Consider the following 20308-nt stretch of genomic DNA (forward strand, 5'->3'; position numbering starts at 1 on the left):
GGTGCGGAGCCAGCCTTAGCGAACGACCGAGCGGCGACGCAAGCCTATTGCGCGGCGCCAGCCGACCGCCATGCCGCGGCCGAAGCGGCGACCAACATCAGCAAGGCGGCGATCAACGCGCAATTGGCGAAGCCGAGGTCCGTGTAGAGCGGGCCGAAGCCGGCGGTGCCCACGGTGACGGCGAGATAGGTGACCGCGCTGTTCAAGCCCATGATGGTGCCGCGCCGCGCGGGGTCGAGCGCGGTCAGCCGCATCACCAGAACGTTCAGCCCGAAATGGTTGGCAAGCCCCCAGACGGCAATCGTCGCCATCAGAAGACCGAAGCCGCCGCTTGCCAAGGCCATCGCGACATAGACGGCGGCGACCAGCAGGTAGGCGAAGGGCATGACGCGGCGCGCGCCGAGGCGGTCGATGACGCCATCGAGCAATGCAGCCGCGCCGAAGCCGAGGCCGTAGGCGATTGCCGCGAGGCCGTTGGCGCTGACGGGTTCGCCGAGATCCCTGTGCAGATGATCGCCGAGATAGCCGTAGACGCCGTAGAAGGCGGTCATGAAGGCGCCGCAGGCGATCAGCAGCGGCAGGATGCCGAGCACGGCGAGCGCCCCCAGCGGCGACGGCGCCGGACCGGTTTTCCTGATGTCGCGCAGCGAGCTCATCGCCAGACCGGCGACGGCGGTTCCGGCAAGAAGCGCGACGGCGGCGAAGACAGCGCGCCAATGGATGAGATCGGCAAGCACGGCCGACAGCGACACGCCGGCGACCATGGACAGCGTCCAGCCGGTCAGCACGACGCCGATGGTGCCGCTCTCGCGGCCGGGCGGGGCGATCGCCGCGGAGCTGGCATAGATCGCCGGCATGGCGACACCGGCGGCGATGCCGGCGACAAGCTGGGCCGCGACCAGCGCCGTCACCGCCGGCGCCAGCGCGCTGGCCACCAGCGCCAACGCCAACAAAAGCAAGGCGCCCTGCAACATGCGGCGCGCGCCGATCCTGTCGATGTAGCGGGCGAGGAAGAGCGCGCTGGCCGAAGTGCCGAGGCCGAAGGCGGCAGCCGCCGTCATCACCGCCGGCACGGTGGCCCCGAACGATGCCGCGACAGCGGGCGCGATCGGTCCAAGCACCAACGAGTTGGAGCCGATGACGGCGATGCAGCCGGTGAGCAGATAAGCCGCTGCCGGGATCGGCGCGCGGGGCGCGGCGCTCAGAATTACTGATTGATCACTGTTCGACATATCTCCATAATGGCCGAATTCAATTCAGCATCAATGGAGAATTTCCATATGGACGCAGAAACAGATGACGTTCAGCGGAACAGGCAGTCTCCCCGCGAAGTCGACCCGATCGACCGAAAAATATTAGGCGTTCTCGTCGAGGACGCGACCATCAGTTATGCCGAGCTCGGCGATCGCGTCGGCCTGTCGCCGCCGGCCGCGCATGAGCGCGTAAAGCGGCTCAGGCGCAGCGGCGCGATCCGCGCCACCTCGGCGATCATCGATCCGAAGGCGGTGAAGAAGCCGTTGCTCGCCTTCGTGCATATCGACACCAGAGGCTGGGGCAAGACACCGGAGCTGATGGCGATTTCCGAGTGTCCGGAAGTGGAGGAGATCCATTCCGTCGCCGGCGACACCTGCATGCTTCTCAAGGTACGCACCGAGGACACGCGGGCGCTGGAAGGCCTGCTGTCGCGGATCTACGAGACGCCAGGCGTGGTCTCGACGCGCAGCTACGTGGTGCTGTCGACCTACCTCGAACGGCCGGTGCAGCCGGACATCACGGCCGAGTGGCCGACGCCCAGGCACATGGCGGCACCGGTGTACTAGGCTGCATCGAGACTATCGGCCGTCATTTCACCGCTCACCTGCTGAGACGAACAGGACAGGTTCAAACTTCCTTATTGTCGAAAAGGAACATTTGAACGCCCGAGTCGTCAGGCGCGTAAATTCGGCGATCCACGCCGGCAGCTTTGCCCTCCGGGCTTGCGAACGCCCTTTCGAGCGCTGCAAGATCGTCGAAATACAGCGTCCCGATCCGATGAATGCCAGAGGCTCCCACGGGCGTCACGACGGGGCCGTCGCTGACCTCGTATCTCCTGAGACCGGGAAGCTTTTTGGCGAGAGGCACGTGGATTTCGAAGTAGTGTCGATCAAACGCCTGAACGTCCTTCGGTGTTGGGTAGATAACGACCATAAGGGCCATTGCGGTGCTCCTTTGTTTCGGACACAGCAAGGACGACTCGAAGGGCGGAAACGGAACGCGCCACAGAGGATTTTTTGGAAGCCTGAAGTCGTGCGCTTTGCCGGGCGTCGCAACCACAGCCGGTCCAACCGCTCGGGCTTACGGACTCGTTGCGCTGCGGTAGAAGTCGAGGACGCGCGTGACGCTGCCGATCAGAAGCTCGTGCGCTGTCGGCTTGATCCGGCCCGCGCCGACCTCGGCATCGAGATGGGCGAGATACTGGCTGATCAGGGGGCGCGGGATCTCCCGGTCGCCAAGCGCGGTCAGCAGCGCTTCGGTCGCGCGTTGCGCATCGGGCGACGGCCAGTAGTAGCGGATGCGGTCGCTGAAGGAGAAATGCCGCTGCACGCGCTGCTCGTCGGGCGTGCCCGGATAGTATTTCCGCCAGTTGCCGGGCGAGGCCAGCATCACTCGCTCCATCGCGTCGGGCAGGCTGTCACGGGTTGGATCGGGCACTAACTGGCCGGCAATGTAGCTCAGTCCATAGAGCGCCTCGCGCAGCGCGAAGGTCAGCCAGGGGCCGACCTTGAGGATGGCGAAGCCGTCGCGCACGAGCGCGGCCAATGCTTCGGCCGGCTGATAGTCGGTCGAATGCGCCTCGAAGACGAATTGCGGCATGCTCTCCAGCGACGTCACCAGCTTCGTCGCCTTCCGGGGTTCGTAGGCGATGATGTCGGCGTTGCCGAATTCGACGCCGGGCTGGACGACGACGCCAACGGCGCGGGAAAAGGCGGCGTCGAGACCGAGGCGGGCGAAGGCCTGACGGTGGACTTCGACGGTGCGCAGCGCATCGGCCGGATCGGTCACATGCATATGGTCGAGCGCTTCCAGCGCACCGCCCGGAACCGGCACTTCGGTGCCGATGATGTAGACGGGTTTCTGGCCGCCCGTGCGCGCGACCGCCGCCTCGGCGGCCGCCGCAAGATCGGCCGCGCGCGCGGCGACCGTGTCGTCGGCGAGCGCCGCCGGATCGTCGGCGCACGTCATGCTGGCGTCGAGATGCAGCTTGGTGAAGCCGGCGGAGGCAAAGGCGTCGATCATCGCGACAGCCTTCCCCATCGCTTGCGCCGCGGGCAGGTGTTTCCATGGGTTGGGGCCGAGATGGTCGCCACCGAGGATCAGCCGGTCGAGCGGAAAGCCGGTGCTGGCGGCATGCGCCTCGACGAAAGCGCGAAAAGCAGCCGGCGTCATGCCGGTATAGCCGCCTTCATGGTTGACCTGATTGCAGGTCGCCTCGATCAGCACATCCGCGCCATGCTTCGCGCCGTGACGGAGCGTCGCTTCGATCACCAGCGGATGCGCCGAACAGATCGAGGCGATGCCGCCCTTCCCGCCAGCCGTGCGCCAAGCGGCGATGCCTGCAAATCTTGTCGTGGCGCCGGTCATGCGCGTGGTCCTGCCTTGGCGATGAAAGCCTCGACATCGGCAAGCCGATGAATGCCCTCCATCGGCCCCTTGCGGGTGACCGCGAGCGCGCCGCAGGCATTGGCGATGCGCAGCGCATCGGCGGGCGCGGCGCCGCGCAGCCAGAAGGAAACGAAGGCCGCGCCGAAGCAGTCGCCAGCGCCTGTCGGGTCGACTTCCTCGACGGCAAAGCCGGGCATGGCGACCATGCCATGCCTGTCGTGATAAGCGGCGCCGTCGGCGCCTTTCTTCAGCACGATGCAGGAGATGCCACGTCCCAGCAATTCGCCGACCGCACCCTGTTCGTCACCGGCTGACGAGAACAGGAACAGCTCGTTGCCGCTGGGCAGGAAGACATCGGTCTGCGCCAGCACTTGGTCGAGCGCCTGGCGCATCCCGGAAGCCTGCATGATCTCGCGGCGGATGTTGGGATCGAAGGACACGGTGCCGCCTCTGGCCTTCACGGCCGCGATCGCGCCAAGCGCGACTTCGGTGGCGCGGTCGGAAAACAGCGAGGAGCCCATGACATGGACGTGGTCGGCGCCGGAGAGCAGCCGCCTGGCCGCGTCGTCCATCTCCAGCAGGCCGGCGGCGCTGTTGCGGATATTGAAGACAAAATGCCTGGACGCGTCGGGCCGATAGGTGACGAAGGCGGTGCCGGTGGCATGGCCTTCATGGACTGCGATTGCCGAAACGTCGGCGCCGAGCGCGCGCAACCGGTCGATGTTCAGTTGGCCGAAATCATCCTCGCCGACGGCGCCGATGAGACCCGCGGGTTGGCCGAGCGCCGCCGCCTGGCCAATGAAGATCGCCGGGGCGCCGGACGGAAAAGGTCCGACCAGCGGACCGGATTCGAGAAAACTCTGGCCGATCCGCTCGGCCATGATCTCGACGAGGACCTCGCCGGCTGAGACTAGCTTCTTCATCACGTCCTCCCGGCATTCGCCGTGCACGGCGTAGTCCTTGAAAATTGAATACGGCCCGCGCTTTTTCACGTCAATTAATAAGTTTACGCATGGAATAATTTGGCTCGACGCGTTGAAACTTGTAGAGCTTCCTGTAAAGTTTCAACTTGCAGTCGCGCGCCGGCGAGCCGTATGTAGCGCGGGACGGTGCATGGGGAGCGAGGATTCCATGCCGCGAGGGTTTGGATGCCGATGACGCACAAGACGATGGAGGATTTCGCCCGTTCCTGCGGCGTCTCCCGACCGACGCTGTCGAAATTTTTCGACGATCCGACCAGCGTCAAGCCGGCGACGCGCAAGCGCATCGAAGACGCGCTGCGCTCCTCCGACTACCAGCCGAATCTCTTCGCCCGCAATCTCAACCGCAAGCGCACCCGCAGTATCGGCATCGTCGTGCCGACGGTGACCGACCCCTTCTATTCCGAGATGGTCAGCCGCATCGAGCTCAGGCTGCGCGACGAGGGCTACTGGCCAATCGTCATTTCCTCGCATGGATCGAGCGAGCTGGAAGCCGAGGCGACGCGGACCATACTGTCGCTGAAGGTCTCCGGCGCGCTGGTCGCCCCGCTTGGCCGGCGCTCGGACCCGAAGGCGATCGAGAAGCTGACGCAGACGATCCCGATCGTCTATTTCGACACCTATCTCGAAGGCGACACGCCCTTTGTCGGCAACAACAACGTGCAGAGCATGTCGACCATCGTCGACTATCTCTGCCGCTCGGGCGACGCTCCGGTCTATTTCGACATCCCCCATGTAAACCACAATTCGCGCGAGCGGGTGGAGAGCTATGTCGATGCGATGAAGCGGCTCGGACAGGAGCCGGTCGTGTTCGGCAACGTCGAAGACTACACGTGGGAGTTTGAGCGGATCGGCTACGAGCAGACGGAAAAGCTGCTCAACAATGGCGGCCTGCCGGGCAAGACCATCCTGTGCGCCAACGACCGCCTCGCCTTCGGCGTGATGGCGGCGGCCTATTCGAAAGGGCTGAAGGTGGGCCGCAAGGCGGATTGCGACCTGCGGGTCGCGGCGCATGACGACCATCCGCTCAGCCGTTACACCTGCCCGGCGCTCACCACCATGGCGCAGGATTTCGCGGCGATGGCCGGCCATAGCGTCGAGACGCTGCTTGCGCTCCTCGACGAGGACGGCACGGCCGTCGCACCGAAGGTCAAGCTCGATGCGACGCTGGTGATGCGCCAGTCGGCATAAGGCGGTTCCCGCCGCACCCGCGGATCGAGCTATGCTGTCATGATCTGATCGTCCTCATGCGAGCAGGCTCGCCGCCTCGTCCTCGCCGAGAAGCGGCGGCTGGTCAACCGAGCCGACCACCGCGACGGAGTTGCGGCCTTCGCCGGAGGCAAGGATCGCTTCCATGATCTCCAGCACATGCAGCGCAAGCTCGCCGGACGCGCGCGGTCTCCTCTCTTCCGACAGCGCCCGCGCCAGGTCGGCGACGCCGAGCATGCGGTAGTTGGCACGGTCCGGCGCGGCATAAGGCCAGTTGCGCGCGCCATAGAGCCCGCCTTCGCTTTCGAAATCCTTCCAGTCGTCGCCGCGCGCCGACAATGAGACGGTGCCGCCAAACGTGTCGGGGTCGGGCAGCCTGAGCGACCCTTCCGTGCCGTGCAACTCGATCGGGTGGTTGGAGTGCTTGAAGACATCCCAGGACGCGCCGAAGGTGACGGTGACGCCGGAGCGGAATTCGAGCAGCGACAGGATGTTGGTCGGCGTGCCGACCCTGAAGCTGGTGTTCTTGTAAGGGCCGTCAGCGGTGATCAGGCGCTCGTCCTGGCCGCGCGTCGCCATCGCCATCACGCGGGCGACCGGGCCGAGCAGGTTGACGAGCATCGTCAGATAATAAGGCCCCATGTCGAAGACCGGACCGCCGCCCGGCTGATAGTAGAATTGCGGATTGGGGTGCCAGTGCTCCATGCCGCGCCCCATCATGAAGGCGGTGCCGGTCACGGCGCGGCCGATCGCGCCCTCGTCCATCAGCCGGCGAGCCCGGCGTCCGGCGGCGCCAAGGAAGGTGTCGGGCGCCGAGCCCAGCAGCAGTCCACGCTTCGCCGCCTCGGCGACCAGCCGGCGGCCCTCGCTGGCGGAGGTCGCGAGAGGCTTTTCGGTGAAGACATGTTTTCCGGCCGACAGCGCCGAAAATGAGATGTCGAAATGCGCTGAGGGAACAGTGAGGTTGAGGACGAGATCGACCTCGGGATCGGCGAGCAGTGCATCGACGCCGAGGGCGCGCATGCCGTATTCCTTCGCCCGCAGCACCGCCATGTCGGTGGAAATATCGGCGCATGCGCGCAATTCCACACCGGCAAAAAGGGCCGCGTTGCGCAGATAAGTCATCGAGATGTTACCGCATCCGATAACGCCGATGCCGAGCTTAGCATCTGATTTCGCTTGCATTTTCCTTCCGACCTCCAATGCGGCAGCGTTTCCGACAGGCCGGCGAGCCGGCGTCGGACTATTTTCGGGATTCGCTATACAGCATTTTAAATATTGACGCGCGTAAAATTTTTATAGAGCATATGAAAATGCTGGCGCGATATCGGAGGCCGCCGGCTTGAGGATTTGGAAATCAAGAGATCGGGGAAATAATGAGCCTAGGAACCAAGGTGCGCCTTGCGCGCCTCTTCGCGCATCCATCGGGGAAGCTTTTTGGCGGCGCGGTCGACCATTTTGTCGGCTATGGCGACGTGCGCAAAGGAGGTCTTGCCGACCTGCCGGGCGCGCTCGCGCGCGTCATGGCGGGCAAACCCGACTACGTCAGCATCCAGCCAGGCACCGCGCGCCACCTGTGGCCGCAATATGCGGGCAAAGCTTCTCTGGTGATCCAGGCGGGCTGCTTCACCCCGGACGATCGCATCAGCGAGCTGATTGCAACGCCCGAGGATGCGGTGCGGGCTGGGGCCGATGCATTGGCCGTAGCCATTCCGGTGCGCGGCGCGACCGAGGGCAAGTACATACGCTGGCTGACCGATTCGGTGAATGCGGCGGCCCGATACGGCATGCCGGTGGTGGCCCACATCTATCCCCGCGATTTCACCGACGGTGCGAAAATCGTCTTCACCCCCGACGAGATCGCCTATGCGGCGCGCATCGGCTACGAGTCCGGCGTCGACGTGATCAAGATAGGCTACACGGGCGATTTCGAGTCGTTCCGAGAGACCGTTCGGACCTGCCCGGTGCCGGTTGTGATCGCGGGCGGTCCGAAGACCGATACGCTGCTAGGCGCGCTTCAGCAGACGGCGGACGCCATCCGTGCCGGCGCGCGCGGCGCCGTGGTGGGCCGCAACCTCTGGGGGCATGGCGATCCGCAGAAGGCAGCGCTCGCCTTTCGCGGCGTCATCCATGACGGGCTTTCGGCGCAAGAAGCGCTGGCGAAGGCGGGGGCCTGAACCATGCCCACCGTCCCTTCAATCCTCGGCTTCGGCGCTATTGCGATCGACGACATCGTCTACGTCGATCAGCCGTTGTCGGCGGGCAAGGGGAAGGTCCTGCAAAGTGTCCGAGCTTTCGGGGGAAATGTCGCGACAGCCCTTGCCGCCGTCGCTCGGCTCGGCGGAAGCGCCGGGTTCGTCGGATGGCTGGGCAGTGCCGCGGACGACGCCGTGCTGTGCGATCTCGTTGCCAACGGCGTCGAAACCGCATTCGCGCCGCGCCACCCCGACGCGCGCCCGGTGCGCTCGCGGATCACCGTCGGCTCGGATGGGGAGCGGTTCATCGCGTATGACGACGAAGCGATGCTGGGCACCGCGCCGGACTTTCCGGACGAGGTTCTCAGCCGCGCAACCGTGCTGATCGTCGATGGTTACGCGATCCGGTCGATGGATGTCGTGGCCCGAGCCCGCGATCTCGGCCTCGCGATCCTCGGCGATATCGAATGGAGCGCCGGCCCAGCCACCGAGAGGCTGATCGCGCTCTGCGACCATCTCATTCTTCCGCTCGGCTTTGCGCGCACTGCCACGGGCCGCCGATCGCCCGCCGAGATGCTCGATGCATTGTGGTCGCCTTCGCGGTCCGCCGTGGTTCTGACCGATGGCGGCAGGGGCGTCTATTATCGCGGACACGACGAGACAGGGCTCTGGCACCTGCCTTCGCACCGGGTCGCCGTCATCGACTCGACCGGTGCCGGCGACTGCTTTCATGGCGCCTATGCCCACGCATTGGCGCGCGGCGCCGACACCGCAGGCCGGGTCGCATTCGCGGCCGGGGCCGCGGCCCTGTCCATCACGGGGCGTGGCGGGCGCGAAGCGCTGCCGACCGCCGACGAGGTCACGAAACTCCTGTCATCGACGAACGCTCCGTCAGCGGTCGAACTGAAATATGCGCAGGGCGACACTGGAACATAGCTGAAACTGCGCAAGGAAATATTTCGCAGGCGAAAATAAGCCGGGTACAACCATAAAAATCAATGGCTTAGACTTTGAGGGAGGAAGATGGCAGAAGTCATTCTCGAGAATATCTGCAAGACCTATGGGAACAATTTTCACGCGATCGACCAACTGAACCTATCGGTCGAGGACGGTGAGTTCTTGATTCTCGTCGGGCCGTCCGGCTGCGGCAAATCCACGGCGTTGCGAATGATCGCCGGGTTGGAGGACGTCACAAGCGGCAGCCTTCGGATCGGCGGCGTAGACGTCGTCGACATGCCGCCCAAGGACCGCGACATCGCGATGGTCTTCCAGAGCTACGCGCTCTACCCGCATATGACGGTGTTCGAAAACATCGCCTTTTCGATGCGCCTGGCAGGCAAGCCGAAGGCCGAGCGCAAGAAGCGCGTGGACGAGATCGCCAAAACGCTTCAGCTGACGTCGCTGCTGGACAGCAAACCCGCGAACCTTTCGGGCGGACAGCGCCAACGGGTTGCCATGGGCCGCGCCATGGTGCGCGAGCCAGCCGCCTTTCTCATGGATGAACCGCTTTCCAATCTGGACGCGAAACTGCGCGTGCAGATGCGCGCCGAAATCACCAGCCTGCAAAAGCAGCTCGGCGTAACGACCATATACGTGACCCACGACCAGACCGAAGCGATGACGATGGGGGACCGGGTCGCGGTGCTGAAAGGCGGCGTGCTGCAGCAGGTCGACACACCCAAGAAGCTCTATGAATCGCCGGTGAACGCCTTCGTCGCCGGCTTCATCGGCTCCCCTTCGATGAACCTTTTCGAGGCGACCCTGACGGGCGACGAACTGAGGTCCGGCACCTTCGCCATCCGGCTGCAGGATGCAGCCTTCGCGCGCAGGCCAGGTTTGAGCTCGTATGCGGGGCGCAAGGTCGTGTTCGGGATCCGGCCGGAGGACCTCTATGACAGCAGCCTGGAATCGGGCCGCAAGTATCAGACGATACCGGCAAAGGTGACCTCGATCGAAGAACTCGGGTCCGAGCATATCGTCCATCTCAGCATCGACGCGGTGCGGGTGGACTCCGGTGACCCGGACGCGGTGCAGGATTTCGGCCTGACGTCGAACGCGGTGGCGAAATTCGAACCGGTCAGCGAGGTCCGCTCCGGCTCGGAAATCCGGTTGGCCCTGGACGATACCAAGCTGCATTTCTTCGATCCCGCGACGCATCTGGCGATCTGAAGATATGCGGCAAGGCCCGCAGGTGAGGGCGAGGCGCCTGCGAATGAAGACTTCTGAATAACCAGACGATCGCTCGCATTGTGCGGCCGATCTTGAAGAAGGAGGAGAAAATGACGTTTCGGATAAAACCCGCGATGCTGAAAATGGCAGCGGCCGCATGGTTGCTTGGCGCAACCGGCGCCATGGCGGACACGACGCTGGAATTCACCCAATGGTGGGAGCCTGAGCTGCCCGCAGGCTCCTTGCGGAAAATCATGGACGATTTCGAGGCCGCGAACCCTGGAATCAAGGTGACGCTGGTCAGCGGCCCCTATGCGACCACGCGAGACCAGATCTCGGTCGGTGCCGCAACCGGAACGCTCAGCGACGTCGTCGGCCTCGACGGCGCCTGGGTGAACAATCTGAATGCGCAGAACGCGCTGGCCGACATGAATCCGATGATGGATGCGAGCAAGTTCGACAAAGCCCAAGTCGCGGATATCATCAAGGTGGACGGCAAAGCGGTGATGTTTCCCGTGGCTTCGTTCGTCTATCCCGTCTTCGTGAATTTGGACCTCGCCGCCCAGGCGGGCGTCACCAAGCTGCCGTCGACCCGCGCCGAGTTTCTCGAAGCCGCCAAGAAGATGACCCATGCCGACAAGAACCAGTATGGCTGGGTGCTGCCGCTGTCGCTGCAAACGCCGTCCGGCGTCCAGAACGACATGATGTCGTGGGTCTGGGCATCGGGTCAATCGATGATGGCGGACGGCAAGCCCGCGCTCGAAGGCAAACCGGTGGTGGATATGCTGACCTTCGTCAAATCGCTCAATGACGCGGGCACCATCTCGCCCGGCATCGCCACCAAGACCGAGCAGGAAAAGGTCGAGGAATTCGTCAACGACCGGGTCGGGATGATGATCGACTCGCTCGCGCATGTGAACCTCATCCGCAAGCGCAATCCCAAGCTGAACTTCGACCTTATCCCGGTCCCGGTCGTGGAGAACTACAACGGCAAGCGCGGCCTTCCCTATGCCTCCTGGGGCATCGGCATCTCCGCGGGCTCGAAGCATCAGGAAGAGGCCTGGAAACTCGTCCAGTATCTGATGAGCGAAAAGGTGAACGCCAAGCTGGTGTCGCTTGCCAACGCCTTCCCGGGCAACGTCGATGCGAAGCCCGATTTCGTGACCTCCGACAAGGCTTTCGGCAAGGCTTTCGAAATCTTCAAGACCGGCTATCTCGCCAATGAGTTCACGGGGCTGCCGGTGGCGGAAGACCTGATGACCCAGTTCGACGTGGAAGCCCAGAAGATGCTCGCCGGCGAGCAGTCTCCGGAGCAGGCCGCGGCCAACGCGCAAAAGGGCTGGATAGCGAAATTCTGATCGGCTTGTTTTACGATCTTCGACCGGGAGGCCCGACTGCGGGCAGGCCTCCCGGCAAACAAGCACAGGCAATGCGAGACGGACCCGCTTCCGAAACTCGCCTTCTCTTGAAGGCGTATCCCAAGGTTGGCATATGACCCGGCAGAAGCGCCCCCGCCATAGACTGAAACGAGCGGTCGCACCCTATCTCTACCTGTCGCCTTCGCTCCTCATAATCGGCCTTCTGATGCTGCTGCCGATGGTGACGGTGATTGCGTATTCGTTCCAGAACAGCGCGGTGCTGCGTCGCGACCCGTCCTTTGCCGGACTGAAACACTACCAGGCGATCTTTGCCGATCCCGTGTTCTGGGAATCGCTTTGGCACACACTCTACTTCACCTGCATGAGTGTCGTCTTCCACATGACCATCGGCATGATCTTCGCGCTCATGCTGAACAGCGACCGCATCAATCCGACGCTGCGCAATGTCCTGCGCGTACTCTACATACTGCCCTGGCTGTTCACCGCGGTGATCATTGCGGTGATCTGGCGCCTCCTGCTCGAGCCGAACGGCGTCGTGAACAGCATCCTCATACAGATCGGCGTCATCGGTTCCAAGGTCGAGTGGTTTTCCTCGCCCGAGACCGCGCTGCACGCCGTCACTTTCGCCAATATCTGGGCCGGCTACCCGCTTTTCATGGTCAGCCTGCTCGCAGGCCTGCAGGGCATTCCCAAGGACTTCTACGAAGCCGCCGATATCGACGGCGCGAAGGCCTACCAGAAGCTGATCTTCATCACCATCCCGCAACTGATGCCGATCATCATCAGCATCTCGCTGCTCGATTTCATCTGGACCATGCAGGTCTTCCCGCTGATCTGGATAACGACGGGCGGCGGCCCGATCTACTCGACCGAGGTGCTGAGCACCTACACCTACAAGCTGGCGTTTTCGAGCTACAACCTGTCACAGGCGGCGGCAAGCGCCGTGATCATCCTGCTGATCTCTCTCGGCCTGACGCTGTTCTACATCCGTTATCAAAAGGCCCGGTAGTCACCATGAGGAAAAGACACACGCCGAAAGACAGGCTGATCACCGTCGCGCTGCATGTCGCGCTTGCCGCGGGGCTGTTTTTCGCGGCCTTCCCCATCTACTGGATGCTGAGCAGCTCGTTCAAATCGAATACCGAAATCTTTGCCCTGCCGCCAACCATCCTGCCGAAGGCCTTCACGCTGGAAGCGTATGCAGCCATCCTTGGCGATCCGGTAAAGCTGCGCTTCTTCTTCAATAGCTACTTCGTGGCCGGAGCGGTGACCGTGCTGACGGTGCTGATCGCCTTGCTGGCAGCCTATGGATTCAGCCGCTTCAACTTCCGCGGCAAGGGCAGCCTGAACACGCTCATCATCAGCACGCAGACGATCCCGCCGATCACGCTTCTGATCCCCTTCTTCGGGCTTGTTGTCTCATATGGCATCTTCGACACCTATGTCGCGCTGATCCTGACTTACCTGGTGTTCACGCTGCCCTACGCGATCCTGCTGATGACGGGATATCTGAACACCTTGCCCCGCGATCTCGACGAAGCGGTGGCCGTCGACGGCGGCACCAGTTGGACGGCTCTTTGGCGGGTGATTGTGCCGATCTCGCTGCCCGGCATCGTGGCGACGTCGGTCTATACCTTCCTGCTGTGCTGGAACGAATTTCTCTTTGCGCTGACACTGACGAAGTCGACGTCGATGCGCACCGTCCCGATCGGCATCCAGCTGCTGATGGGGCAGCACGCCTTCGAATGGAACCAGATGATGGCGATGAGCGTGCTCGGCTCGCTACCGCTCTTGCTTATCTACCTCATTGCCCAGAGGTTCTTCCTCGCCGGCATGACCGCGGGCTCGGTCAAGTAGATATCCATCCCATGGAGCGCAGAACGACATCAAGGAATGGGCGACATCAAGGAACGGGCGGTATCAAGGATTGAAAGGATGAACGTGAAAGACCTCAAAGTCGGCTGCCAGACCTTCACCTGGGAAATGCTCGGAGACCGCTTCAAAGGCGGTCCCGACGACCTGCTCAAGGCGATCGCCGACGGCGGCTATGCCGGCATCGAGATCACCGACACGATGATCGGCCACTATGCCGGCAAGCCGGCGGAGTTCGGCGCAGCGTTGAGATCGCTTGGCCTTATGCTCGTCTCCTTCGCCTTCGGCTCGAAGAGCGGCTTTACGCTGAAGGAGAAGATCGGCGCCGACCTCGATACCGCCAGGCGCTGGATCGACTTCGCCGCCGACCTCCCCGGCGCGCTGGTGTCAATGGGCTCGGCGACGGTCGTGTCCGATGGTCCGCGCGACGACAAATTCGCCATCGCCGCCGAAGTCTACAACAAGGCCGGCGAGATCGGCCGCAAGGCCGGCGTCCAGGTCGCGCTGCATCCAAGCTCGCACCACAACACGCTGCTCTTCGACCGCGCCGACTACGACCGCATCTTCTCCCTGATCGACGCCTCGCTGGTCGGCTGGGTGCCGGACACGGGTCACATACTGCGCGGCCATCAGGACATGGCCGACACGCTCACCACCTATCGCGACCGCATCCGCTACGTGCATTTGAAGGATGTCGACGCGAACGGCACCTGGGCGATGCTCGGCAAAGGCGTCTGCGACACGGCAAAGGTGATCGAGATCGCCGGCGCCGCGCCCAACTTCAACCGCTGGCTGGTGCTGGAGGAAGAATCCGAAGCAGCCGCCGCCGATCCGGCTGGCGCGGTCAAAACCAACCGGCAGACCATGCGCGGCTACGGGGCCTAAAGACGATGACCCGCAAACAAGACCGTCGCCTTCGTGTCGGAGTGCTCGGCTGCGGGCCGATCGCGCAGTTCGCGCATCTGGAGAGCTGCGTGAAGGCGAGCAATGCCGACCTCTACGCGATCTGCGACGCGGCGCCCGATCTCTTGGCTCGTATGGGCGCGACTTATGAACCCGAGAAAATGTACGGCGATTATGACGAGATGCTCGCCGACCCGGAACTGGAAGCGGTGATCGTCGCGACGTCCGACGCCTATCACGTGCCGATGTCGATCAAGGCGCTCGAAGCCGGCAAGCATGTGCTGTGCGAAAAGCCGATCGGGGTTTCCGTCGAAGAAGGCGAGAAGCTCGCCGAGGCAGTCAAGCGTTCCGGCAAGGTGCTGCAGGTCGGGCACATGAAACGCTTCGATCCGGCGCTGGAAGCGGCGCGCGATTTCGTGCGCGACGAGATGGGCGAGATCCTGGCGCTCAAGGCCTGGTACTGCGATTCCACCCATCGCTACACCAACACCGACGCCCTGCAGCCGCTGCCCATCACCAGCAAGCTTGCGAAGAAGCCGGGCGGCAATCCGAAGGCGGACCTCAGGCAATATTTCATGCTGGCGCATGGCTCGCATCTGGTCGACACGGCGCGCTTCCTCGCCGGCGAGATCACGGCCGTGCGGGCGCGCCTCAACGAGCGCTTCGGCGCCTGTTGCTGGTTCGTCGAGACCGAGTTCGCCAATGGCGCGCTCGGCCATCTCGATCTCACCGTCGCCGTGCGCATGGACTGGCACGAGGGCTTCCAGCTCTACGGCGAGAACGGCTCTGTGATCGCGAAGACCTTCAATCCCTGGTATTTCCGGGCGAGCGAGGTCGACATCTTTCACGAGAAGGATGCGACCTCGCGCAAGCCGCTCGGCGCCGACGGCCATTTCTTCCGCCGCCAGTTGGAAGGCCTCGCCGACACCGTGCTCGACGGGAAGCCACAGCGCGGCGCAACCGTCGAGGACGGGCTCGCCTCGATCCGCGCCATGGTGGCGATCGCCCGCTCGGTCGAAAGCGGCGAGCGCGTCGAGCTCGCCGGCGTCGCGGGAGCGGTCTGATGCAGGCTGGGGTGTTCGCCAAGACTTTTCCAGGCAGCGAACCGGCCGGCGTGCTTGGCGCCGTGCGCGACGCGGGTTTCGCGGTCACCCAATTCAATCTTGCCTGCGCCGGCCTGCCGTCGATGCCTGACGCGGTTTCCGACGCTGCGATCGACGCCATCGATGCCGCCGCCAAGGCTACCGGCATCGGCCTCGTCGCGCTGTCAGGCACCTACAACATGGCGCATCCGGACAGCCGCGTGCGCGGCGACGGGCTGAGGCGGCTGGCGGTTGTCATCGAGACTGCGGCCCGGCTGTCCGTCCCACTCGTCACGCTCTGCACCGGTACGCGCAACACCCAAGACCAGTGGGCTTACCACCCCGACAATGCGGATCCCTCGGCCTGGGCCGACATGGCGCGCGAGATGGCAAAGGCGCTTCAGCTTGCCGAGCGCTATGGCGTCGATCTCGGCATCGAGCCGGAGCAGGCCAACATCGTCACCTCGGCCGACGACGCTATGCGGCTGATCGCCGAGATGGACTCGAAGCGGCTGCGCATCGTGCTCGATCCCGCCAATCTGTTCGAACAGGCCAGCACCGACCAAGCACGCGCCATCGTCGCCGCAGCGGTCGAGCGCACAGCGGGTCATGTCTCCCTGGCGCACGCCAAGGATCGCTTCGCCGACGGGCGCTTCGCCACGGCCGGACAAGGCATTGTCGACTTCCCCGGCTTCATTGCTCGCCTGAAAGCCGCAGGCTTCGACGGGCCGCTGGTGACACACGGGCTCTCCGCCGAGGAAGCGCCAGGCGTTGCCCGTTTCCTCAAAGGACTGGTGTGATGGGCGCGCTGCTTCGCGACGGCGCCACGCTTCGCGTTACCGATACGGGCGAAGGCCTGGGGATCGTCTTCCAGCACGGGCTGGGCGGCGACGAGGCGCAGGTAGCCCAGACTTTTCCCGCCGGCTTCCGCCGCATCACGCTGGAATGCCGTGGCCATGGCGGCTCCGATCTCAGCAAGCGGCGGCCCCTCTCGTTCCAAATGTTCGCCGATGACGTTCTGGCCGCAGCCGACCAAGCCGGCCTGGACCGCTTCATTGCCGGCGGCGTCTCGATGGGCGCGGCGATCGCGCTGCGTCTGGCCTGCCGTCGTCCGCGGCGCGTCGCCGGCCTGATCCTGGTGCGGCCGGCCTGGACGTTTTCGCCGGCGCCGCAGAACATGCGGCCGATTGCCGAGGTCGCCGAGCTCATCCTCGCACACGGGGCCGACAAGGGGCGGACGATCTTCGCGCAGTCCGAGACCGCAGCGCGGCTCTATCGCGAGGCGCCCGACAATCTTTCCTCCCTGCTCGGCTATTTCGACCGGCCCGACGCCGGTGCATTCGCGCAAGTGCTGGCCAACATCGCCGCCGACGGGCCAGGAGTTTCCGAGCGCGACGCCGCAACGCTCGACATTCCGGTACTCGTCATCGGCAACGAAGTCGATGCCGTCCATCCGCTGTCGACGGCCCATGCACTGGCTGCGGCGATACCCAAGGCGATCTTCGCCGAGATCACGCCCAAGGCGCGCGACAGCGTGAAGCATTTCGCCGAGCTGCACGAGCAGATCAGTTCCTTCCTCCAGTCCCACTCGAATGTCCGGAGTCCCATTCCGTCATGACCGCCAAGCCCCTCTCCGGACCCGCGGCAATAGCCGCATTGCCGCGCAACCGGCTTATCGGCGAGTTTTCGCTGTGGTCGGCGGATCTCGCCAATATGGAGCGCGACCTTAAGCGCATCGAAGCCTATGCCGACCTGCACCACATCGACGTTGCGGACGCACGCTTCACCCCCGGCTTCCTGTTCTTTCCCGACCTGGTGGCGCGCATCGCCAGGCTGACGGCGAGGCCGATCCACGTGCATCTGATGGTCGAAGCCGAAATCGTCGAGGCGCAGACGCGCCAGTTCATCGGGGCCGGCGCCGACCTCGTCACCATCCATGCCGAGAACCGCGAGGCCGGCCTGCGCGCGGTAAAGCTGTCGCGTGAGCTCGGCGCCGCGGCCGGCGTGGTGCTGCGGCTCGAGACGCCGGTTTCCGCAATCGAGCCGTTCCTGCCGGACGTCGCTTTCGTCACGCTGCTCGGCACCTCGATCGGCGTCAAGGGGCAGAGCCTGTCCGAAAAAGCCTGCCCGCGCCTGATCGAGGCGCGCGCGCTGATAAGGAAAGCCGGCCGCGAGGCCGACATCCTGCTTGCCGCCGACGGCGGCATACGCCACGAGACGGTGCCGCTGCTGCGGGCCGCCGGCGCCGACACTGTGGTGCTCGGCTCGCTCGCCTTCGGCGATCCTGATCTTGCGCAGCGCATGGCCTGGCTGCACGGGCTGAAGGCCGCCGCCTGATGAGCACGCTCGCGCTTGCCTTCGATCTCGGCGGCACGGAACTGCGCGGCGCGCTGGTCGAGCGCAGCGGCGAGGTCGTCGCGCGCGTCTCGGAGCCAACATTGGCCGGCGCCGGATCGGAAGCGGTCATCGGCCAGATCATTGTGCTGGCGGGCAAACTGCTCGAGGAGCATCCGCAGGCAAGGGTCATCGGCATCGGCGCGTGCGCGCCCGGCCCGCTCGATCCCAAGGCAGGCATCGTCATCGGGCCGCCGACGCTCGCCGGCTGGCACAACGTGCCCATGATCGACATTCTGAGTCGCCAGTTCGGCTTGCCGGTGCGGCTGGAGAATGACGCCAACGCCGCCGCGTTGGGCGAATGGCGCTTCGGCGCCGGCCGCGGCGCCGCATCGATGGTCTTCGTCACGGTGTCGACCGGCATAGGCGGCGGCGTGATCGCCGACGGCCACATCTATCACGGCAGGCGCGGGCTCGCGGCCGAGATCGGCCACATGACGATCACCGGCGAAGGCGATCGCTGCTTCTGCGGCAATGTCGGCTGCTTCGAGGCCGTCGCTTCCGGCACCGCGCTCGGACGCCGGGCGACGCGGCTCACCGCGCCTGGCGACGGCTCGCTGCTGCGGCGGCTTTCCAGGGACGGCGACGTCTCCGCCCGCCATGTCGTCGAGGCCGCGCGGACGGGCGATGCGGCAGCATTCGGCCTGGTCGAGGCGGAAGCGAAATGGCTCGGCATCGGCTTCACCAACCTTTTGCATCTCTATTCGCCCGAGGTGATCGTCATGGGCGGAGGGCTCGCCAACGGCTTCGAGCTGCTGGCGCCAGGCATCAGGGCAACGATCGATGAGCGCGCCATGCAAGCCTATCGCGACGTACCGATCGTGCCGGCGGAGCTCGGCGACCGCGCCGGCCTTGTCGGCGCGGCAAGCCTGATCCTGTGGGAGGGCGAGCCGGGCACGGCGCTTTCGATGGTGCAGGACGACGAGATAAAGACCGGTGGACCGGCCGGCGCCAGAGAAGCAAACCATGGCTGAGCTCAAGGCGCGCGGCGACGAGCTCTTGCTGGGCATCGCGCCTATGGCCGAGATCATCGAGCGGATGAGGGAGAGCGGCGGGAACTGATGCCGCCTGCCTCCTTATCGCCGGCGCTGGGCGCGGCCTTGGGCTGAGGGCGCGCCAGCAGATAGAAGGCGGCGACATGCGTGATCATCAGCAGCGGCACATAGACGATCGGGATCACGTAGGTAGCGCCCAATTGTCCCGCCAGGTCCGGAAGGTCGAGCACTGTGCCGTGGTAGTAGTCGACGACAAGATCGACTGTCCCGACCACATTGAAAGCGACGACGAACGGCCAGAAGATCGAGGGTCGCCTCACGGCAAGCAGCGCCAGCATGGCAAGCAGTCCGGTCGCGAAATCGCCATAGGCGGCGAAAGCGGCAAAACCCGCGGGCAGGTTCGGACCGACCACGCCCGGAAGCAGGAAGACCAATCCGAAGAAGCGGAAGCTGTGCAGCGTGGCGATGGCGCGCTGTGCCTCGACGCTATCCATCGTCTTGAGCCTTGGCCAGACATAGGCGCCGAAGCAAAGCAGCCACGGCACGTAGCCCAGGACGAGATGGATGTTGAAGATCATCGCCGGCGACATTTCCACCTCCTCAGTTGCTTGCCGGAGATGCTTCGAACACCGCCGTCAGGATGCCGAGCCGGCCTTCCATGAGATTGCGTCCGAGATTGGCGGCAAAATCCGCGAAACCCGGACCCATGACGACGCCGAGGTTCAGCGAAGGCGGCGGCCCGGACGCCCGCAGCGCCGCGAACCAGGTCTTGGCATCCGCTGTATCGTCCTGCTGGACCAGCAGGCGGAACCCGGCGGCCTCGATCGCCTCGCAGGTAGCGGCGGCGGAGAGCAGAAAGCTTTCCGCGGGTGTCCTCGCCCAGGGCACCGGATAGTGCGGATCGCCGCCGTTCAGCACGACATCGAAGGTCGCGAATTTTCCGCCCGGCTTCAGCATGCGCCTGATCTCGCGGTAGAGAAGCGGCCGGTCGGCGATGTTCATCGCCACATGCTGCAGCAACACGACATCGAAACCGCCGTCATCGAGCGGAAGCGCCAGCGCGCTGCCGGCCTTGAACGACACTTGTCCGTCCTGCCCCGTGCGCGCGGTGAGATACTGCGCGGCTTCGACGAAGGGCTCGCTGAGATCGACGCCCGTGACGCTACAGCCATAGGTCGCGGCGAGAAAGCGGGCCGGTCCGCCCACCCCCGACCCGACATCGAGGACCGACATGCCGGCCGCAACGCCGGCCAATTTGGCAAGCTCCGCCGTCGCGGCGAGGCCGCGGGTGTGGAACTGGTCGAGGGTCGCCAGTTGCTCCGGCTTCAACCGCTGCTCGTTCGGCCCCAATACGGCCAGTGCCGTCTTCAGCCGCTCGGCCAGGCCGGTCGCGCGGTAGTGATCGCGCACTCGATCCAAATCGTCCGTCATTGCACTTTCCTTCAGGCTTCCAATCCACGACACAGATACGACCGCTTTGTGCCGGCG

At 64.6% G+C, this 20308-nt stretch carries 21 protein-coding genes; 14 read left to right on the top strand and 7 right to left on the bottom strand.

The window, feature by feature from the left end; genetic code table 11:
• Positions 1-44 precede the first annotated feature (44 nt).
• Entirely contained in the window at positions 45-1232 is a 1188-nt protein-coding gene (locus tag QAZ22_RS29585; protein WP_278204446.1) for an MFS transporter, read from the bottom strand.
• Between the two features lie 48 nt (positions 1233-1280).
• Here QAZ22_RS29585 and QAZ22_RS29590 point away from each other — a divergent pair, with 48 nt between their 5' ends.
• Entirely contained in the window at positions 1281-1820 is a 540-nt protein-coding gene (locus tag QAZ22_RS29590) for an Lrp/AsnC family transcriptional regulator (RefSeq protein ID WP_278204447.1), read from the top strand.
• Positions 1821-1881: 61 nt separating this feature from the next.
• Here the strand turns inward: QAZ22_RS29590 and QAZ22_RS29595 are convergent, their stop codons facing one another.
• From QAZ22_RS29595 to QAZ22_RS29605, 3 genes are all read right to left on the bottom strand, one after another.
• Entirely contained in the window at positions 1882-2196 is a 315-nt protein-coding gene (locus tag QAZ22_RS29595; RefSeq protein ID WP_278204448.1) for an EthD family reductase, read from the bottom strand.
• A gap of 138 nt (positions 2197-2334) precedes the next feature.
• Positions 2335-3621: a D-tagatose-bisphosphate aldolase, class II, non-catalytic subunit gene (locus tag QAZ22_RS29600; protein ID WP_278204449.1), complete on the bottom strand. Its 1287-nt coding sequence runs from the start codon at positions 3619-3621 to the stop codon at positions 2335-2337.
• Positions 3618-4565, bottom strand: a complete 948-nt coding sequence (locus tag QAZ22_RS29605) for a sugar kinase (protein WP_278204450.1) — start codon at positions 4563-4565, stop codon at positions 3618-3620. The genes QAZ22_RS29600 and QAZ22_RS29605 overlap by 4 nt, the downstream gene beginning before the upstream one ends.
• 225 nt (positions 4566-4790) lie before the next feature.
• Here QAZ22_RS29605 and QAZ22_RS29610 point away from each other — a divergent pair, with 225 nt between their 5' ends.
• Positions 4791-5813, top strand: coding sequence for a LacI family DNA-binding transcriptional regulator (locus QAZ22_RS29610; RefSeq protein WP_278204451.1), 1023 nt, complete (start codon positions 4791-4793; stop codon positions 5811-5813).
• 54 nt (positions 5814-5867) lie between these two features.
• Here QAZ22_RS29610 and QAZ22_RS29615 read toward each other — a convergent pair whose 3' ends face one another.
• Positions 5868-7016 carry a Gfo/Idh/MocA family oxidoreductase gene (locus QAZ22_RS29615; protein ID WP_278204452.1) on the bottom strand — a complete coding sequence of 383 codons (1149 nt, stop codon included), beginning with the start codon at positions 7014-7016 and terminating at the stop codon, positions 5868-5870.
• 191 nt (positions 7017-7207) lie between these two features.
• Between QAZ22_RS29615 and QAZ22_RS29620 the strand changes: the two genes are divergently transcribed.
• The 12 genes from QAZ22_RS29620 (at position 7208) to QAZ22_RS29675 (ending at position 18799) form a co-directional block, all read left to right on the top strand.
• Positions 7208-8008: a class I fructose-bisphosphate aldolase gene (locus tag QAZ22_RS29620; RefSeq protein WP_278204453.1), complete on the top strand. Its 801-nt coding sequence runs from the start codon at positions 7208-7210 to the stop codon at positions 8006-8008.
• 3 nt (positions 8009-8011) lie between these two features.
• Positions 8012-8962: a PfkB family carbohydrate kinase gene (locus tag QAZ22_RS29625; protein WP_278204454.1), complete on the top strand. Its 951-nt coding sequence runs from the start codon at positions 8012-8014 to the stop codon at positions 8960-8962.
• A gap of 87 nt (positions 8963-9049) precedes the next feature.
• Positions 9050-10195 (top strand): ABC transporter ATP-binding protein, encoded by a 1146-nt coding sequence (locus QAZ22_RS29630; RefSeq protein WP_278204455.1) that lies wholly within the window; start codon positions 9050-9052, stop codon positions 10193-10195.
• 110 nt (positions 10196-10305) lie between these two features.
• Complete coding sequence (locus tag QAZ22_RS29635; RefSeq protein WP_278204456.1) at positions 10306-11553, top strand: sugar ABC transporter substrate-binding protein; 1248 nt, start codon at positions 10306-10308, stop codon at positions 11551-11553.
• Between the two features lie 133 nt (positions 11554-11686).
• The gene (locus tag QAZ22_RS29640) at positions 11687-12583 is read left to right on the top strand and encodes a sugar ABC transporter permease (protein WP_278204457.1); all 897 of its coding nucleotides are present in this window, start codon (positions 11687-11689) and stop codon (positions 12581-12583) included.
• 5 nt (positions 12584-12588) lie between these two features.
• A complete protein-coding gene (locus tag QAZ22_RS29645) occupies positions 12589-13431 on the top strand; it encodes a carbohydrate ABC transporter permease (protein WP_278204458.1) in 843 nt (280 codons plus the stop codon).
• Between the two features lie 78 nt (positions 13432-13509).
• On the top strand, positions 13510-14331 hold the full coding sequence (locus QAZ22_RS29650) for a sugar phosphate isomerase/epimerase (RefSeq protein WP_278204459.1): 822 nt from the start codon (positions 13510-13512) through the stop codon (positions 14329-14331).
• A 5-nt stretch (positions 14332-14336) separates the two neighbouring features.
• The gene (locus tag QAZ22_RS29655) at positions 14337-15413 is read left to right on the top strand and encodes a Gfo/Idh/MocA family oxidoreductase (protein ID WP_278204460.1); all 1077 of its coding nucleotides are present in this window, start codon (positions 14337-14339) and stop codon (positions 15411-15413) included.
• Positions 15413-16231, top strand: coding sequence for a sugar phosphate isomerase/epimerase (locus QAZ22_RS29660; RefSeq protein WP_278204461.1), 819 nt, complete (start codon positions 15413-15415; stop codon positions 16229-16231). The genes QAZ22_RS29655 and QAZ22_RS29660 overlap by 1 nt, the downstream gene beginning before the upstream one ends.
• A complete protein-coding gene (locus tag QAZ22_RS29665; RefSeq protein ID WP_278204462.1) occupies positions 16231-17049 on the top strand; it encodes an alpha/beta hydrolase in 819 nt (272 codons plus the stop codon). Before QAZ22_RS29660 ends, QAZ22_RS29665 begins: the two co-directional genes overlap by 1 nt.
• On the top strand, positions 17046-17768 hold the full coding sequence (locus QAZ22_RS29670) for a ribulose-phosphate 3-epimerase (protein ID WP_278204463.1): 723 nt from the start codon (positions 17046-17048) through the stop codon (positions 17766-17768). Before QAZ22_RS29665 ends, QAZ22_RS29670 begins: the two co-directional genes overlap by 4 nt.
• Complete coding sequence (locus tag QAZ22_RS29675; protein WP_278204464.1) at positions 17768-18799, top strand: ROK family protein; 1032 nt, start codon at positions 17768-17770, stop codon at positions 18797-18799. The genes QAZ22_RS29670 and QAZ22_RS29675 overlap by 1 nt, the downstream gene beginning before the upstream one ends.
• Before the next feature lie 53 nt (positions 18800-18852).
• Here the strand turns inward: QAZ22_RS29675 and QAZ22_RS29680 are convergent, their stop codons facing one another.
• Complete coding sequence (locus QAZ22_RS29680; RefSeq protein ID WP_278204465.1) at positions 18853-19410, bottom strand: hypothetical protein; 558 nt, start codon at positions 19408-19410, stop codon at positions 18853-18855.
• Between the two features lie 10 nt (positions 19411-19420).
• Positions 19421-20251 (bottom strand): class I SAM-dependent methyltransferase, encoded by an 831-nt coding sequence (locus QAZ22_RS29685; RefSeq protein ID WP_278204466.1) that lies wholly within the window; start codon positions 20249-20251, stop codon positions 19421-19423.
• Positions 20252-20308: the final 57 nt, after the last annotated feature.

Source organism: Mesorhizobium sp. WSM4906 (genome assembly GCF_029674625.1).
Taxonomy (GTDB): Bacteria; Pseudomonadota; Alphaproteobacteria; order Rhizobiales; family Rhizobiaceae; genus Mesorhizobium.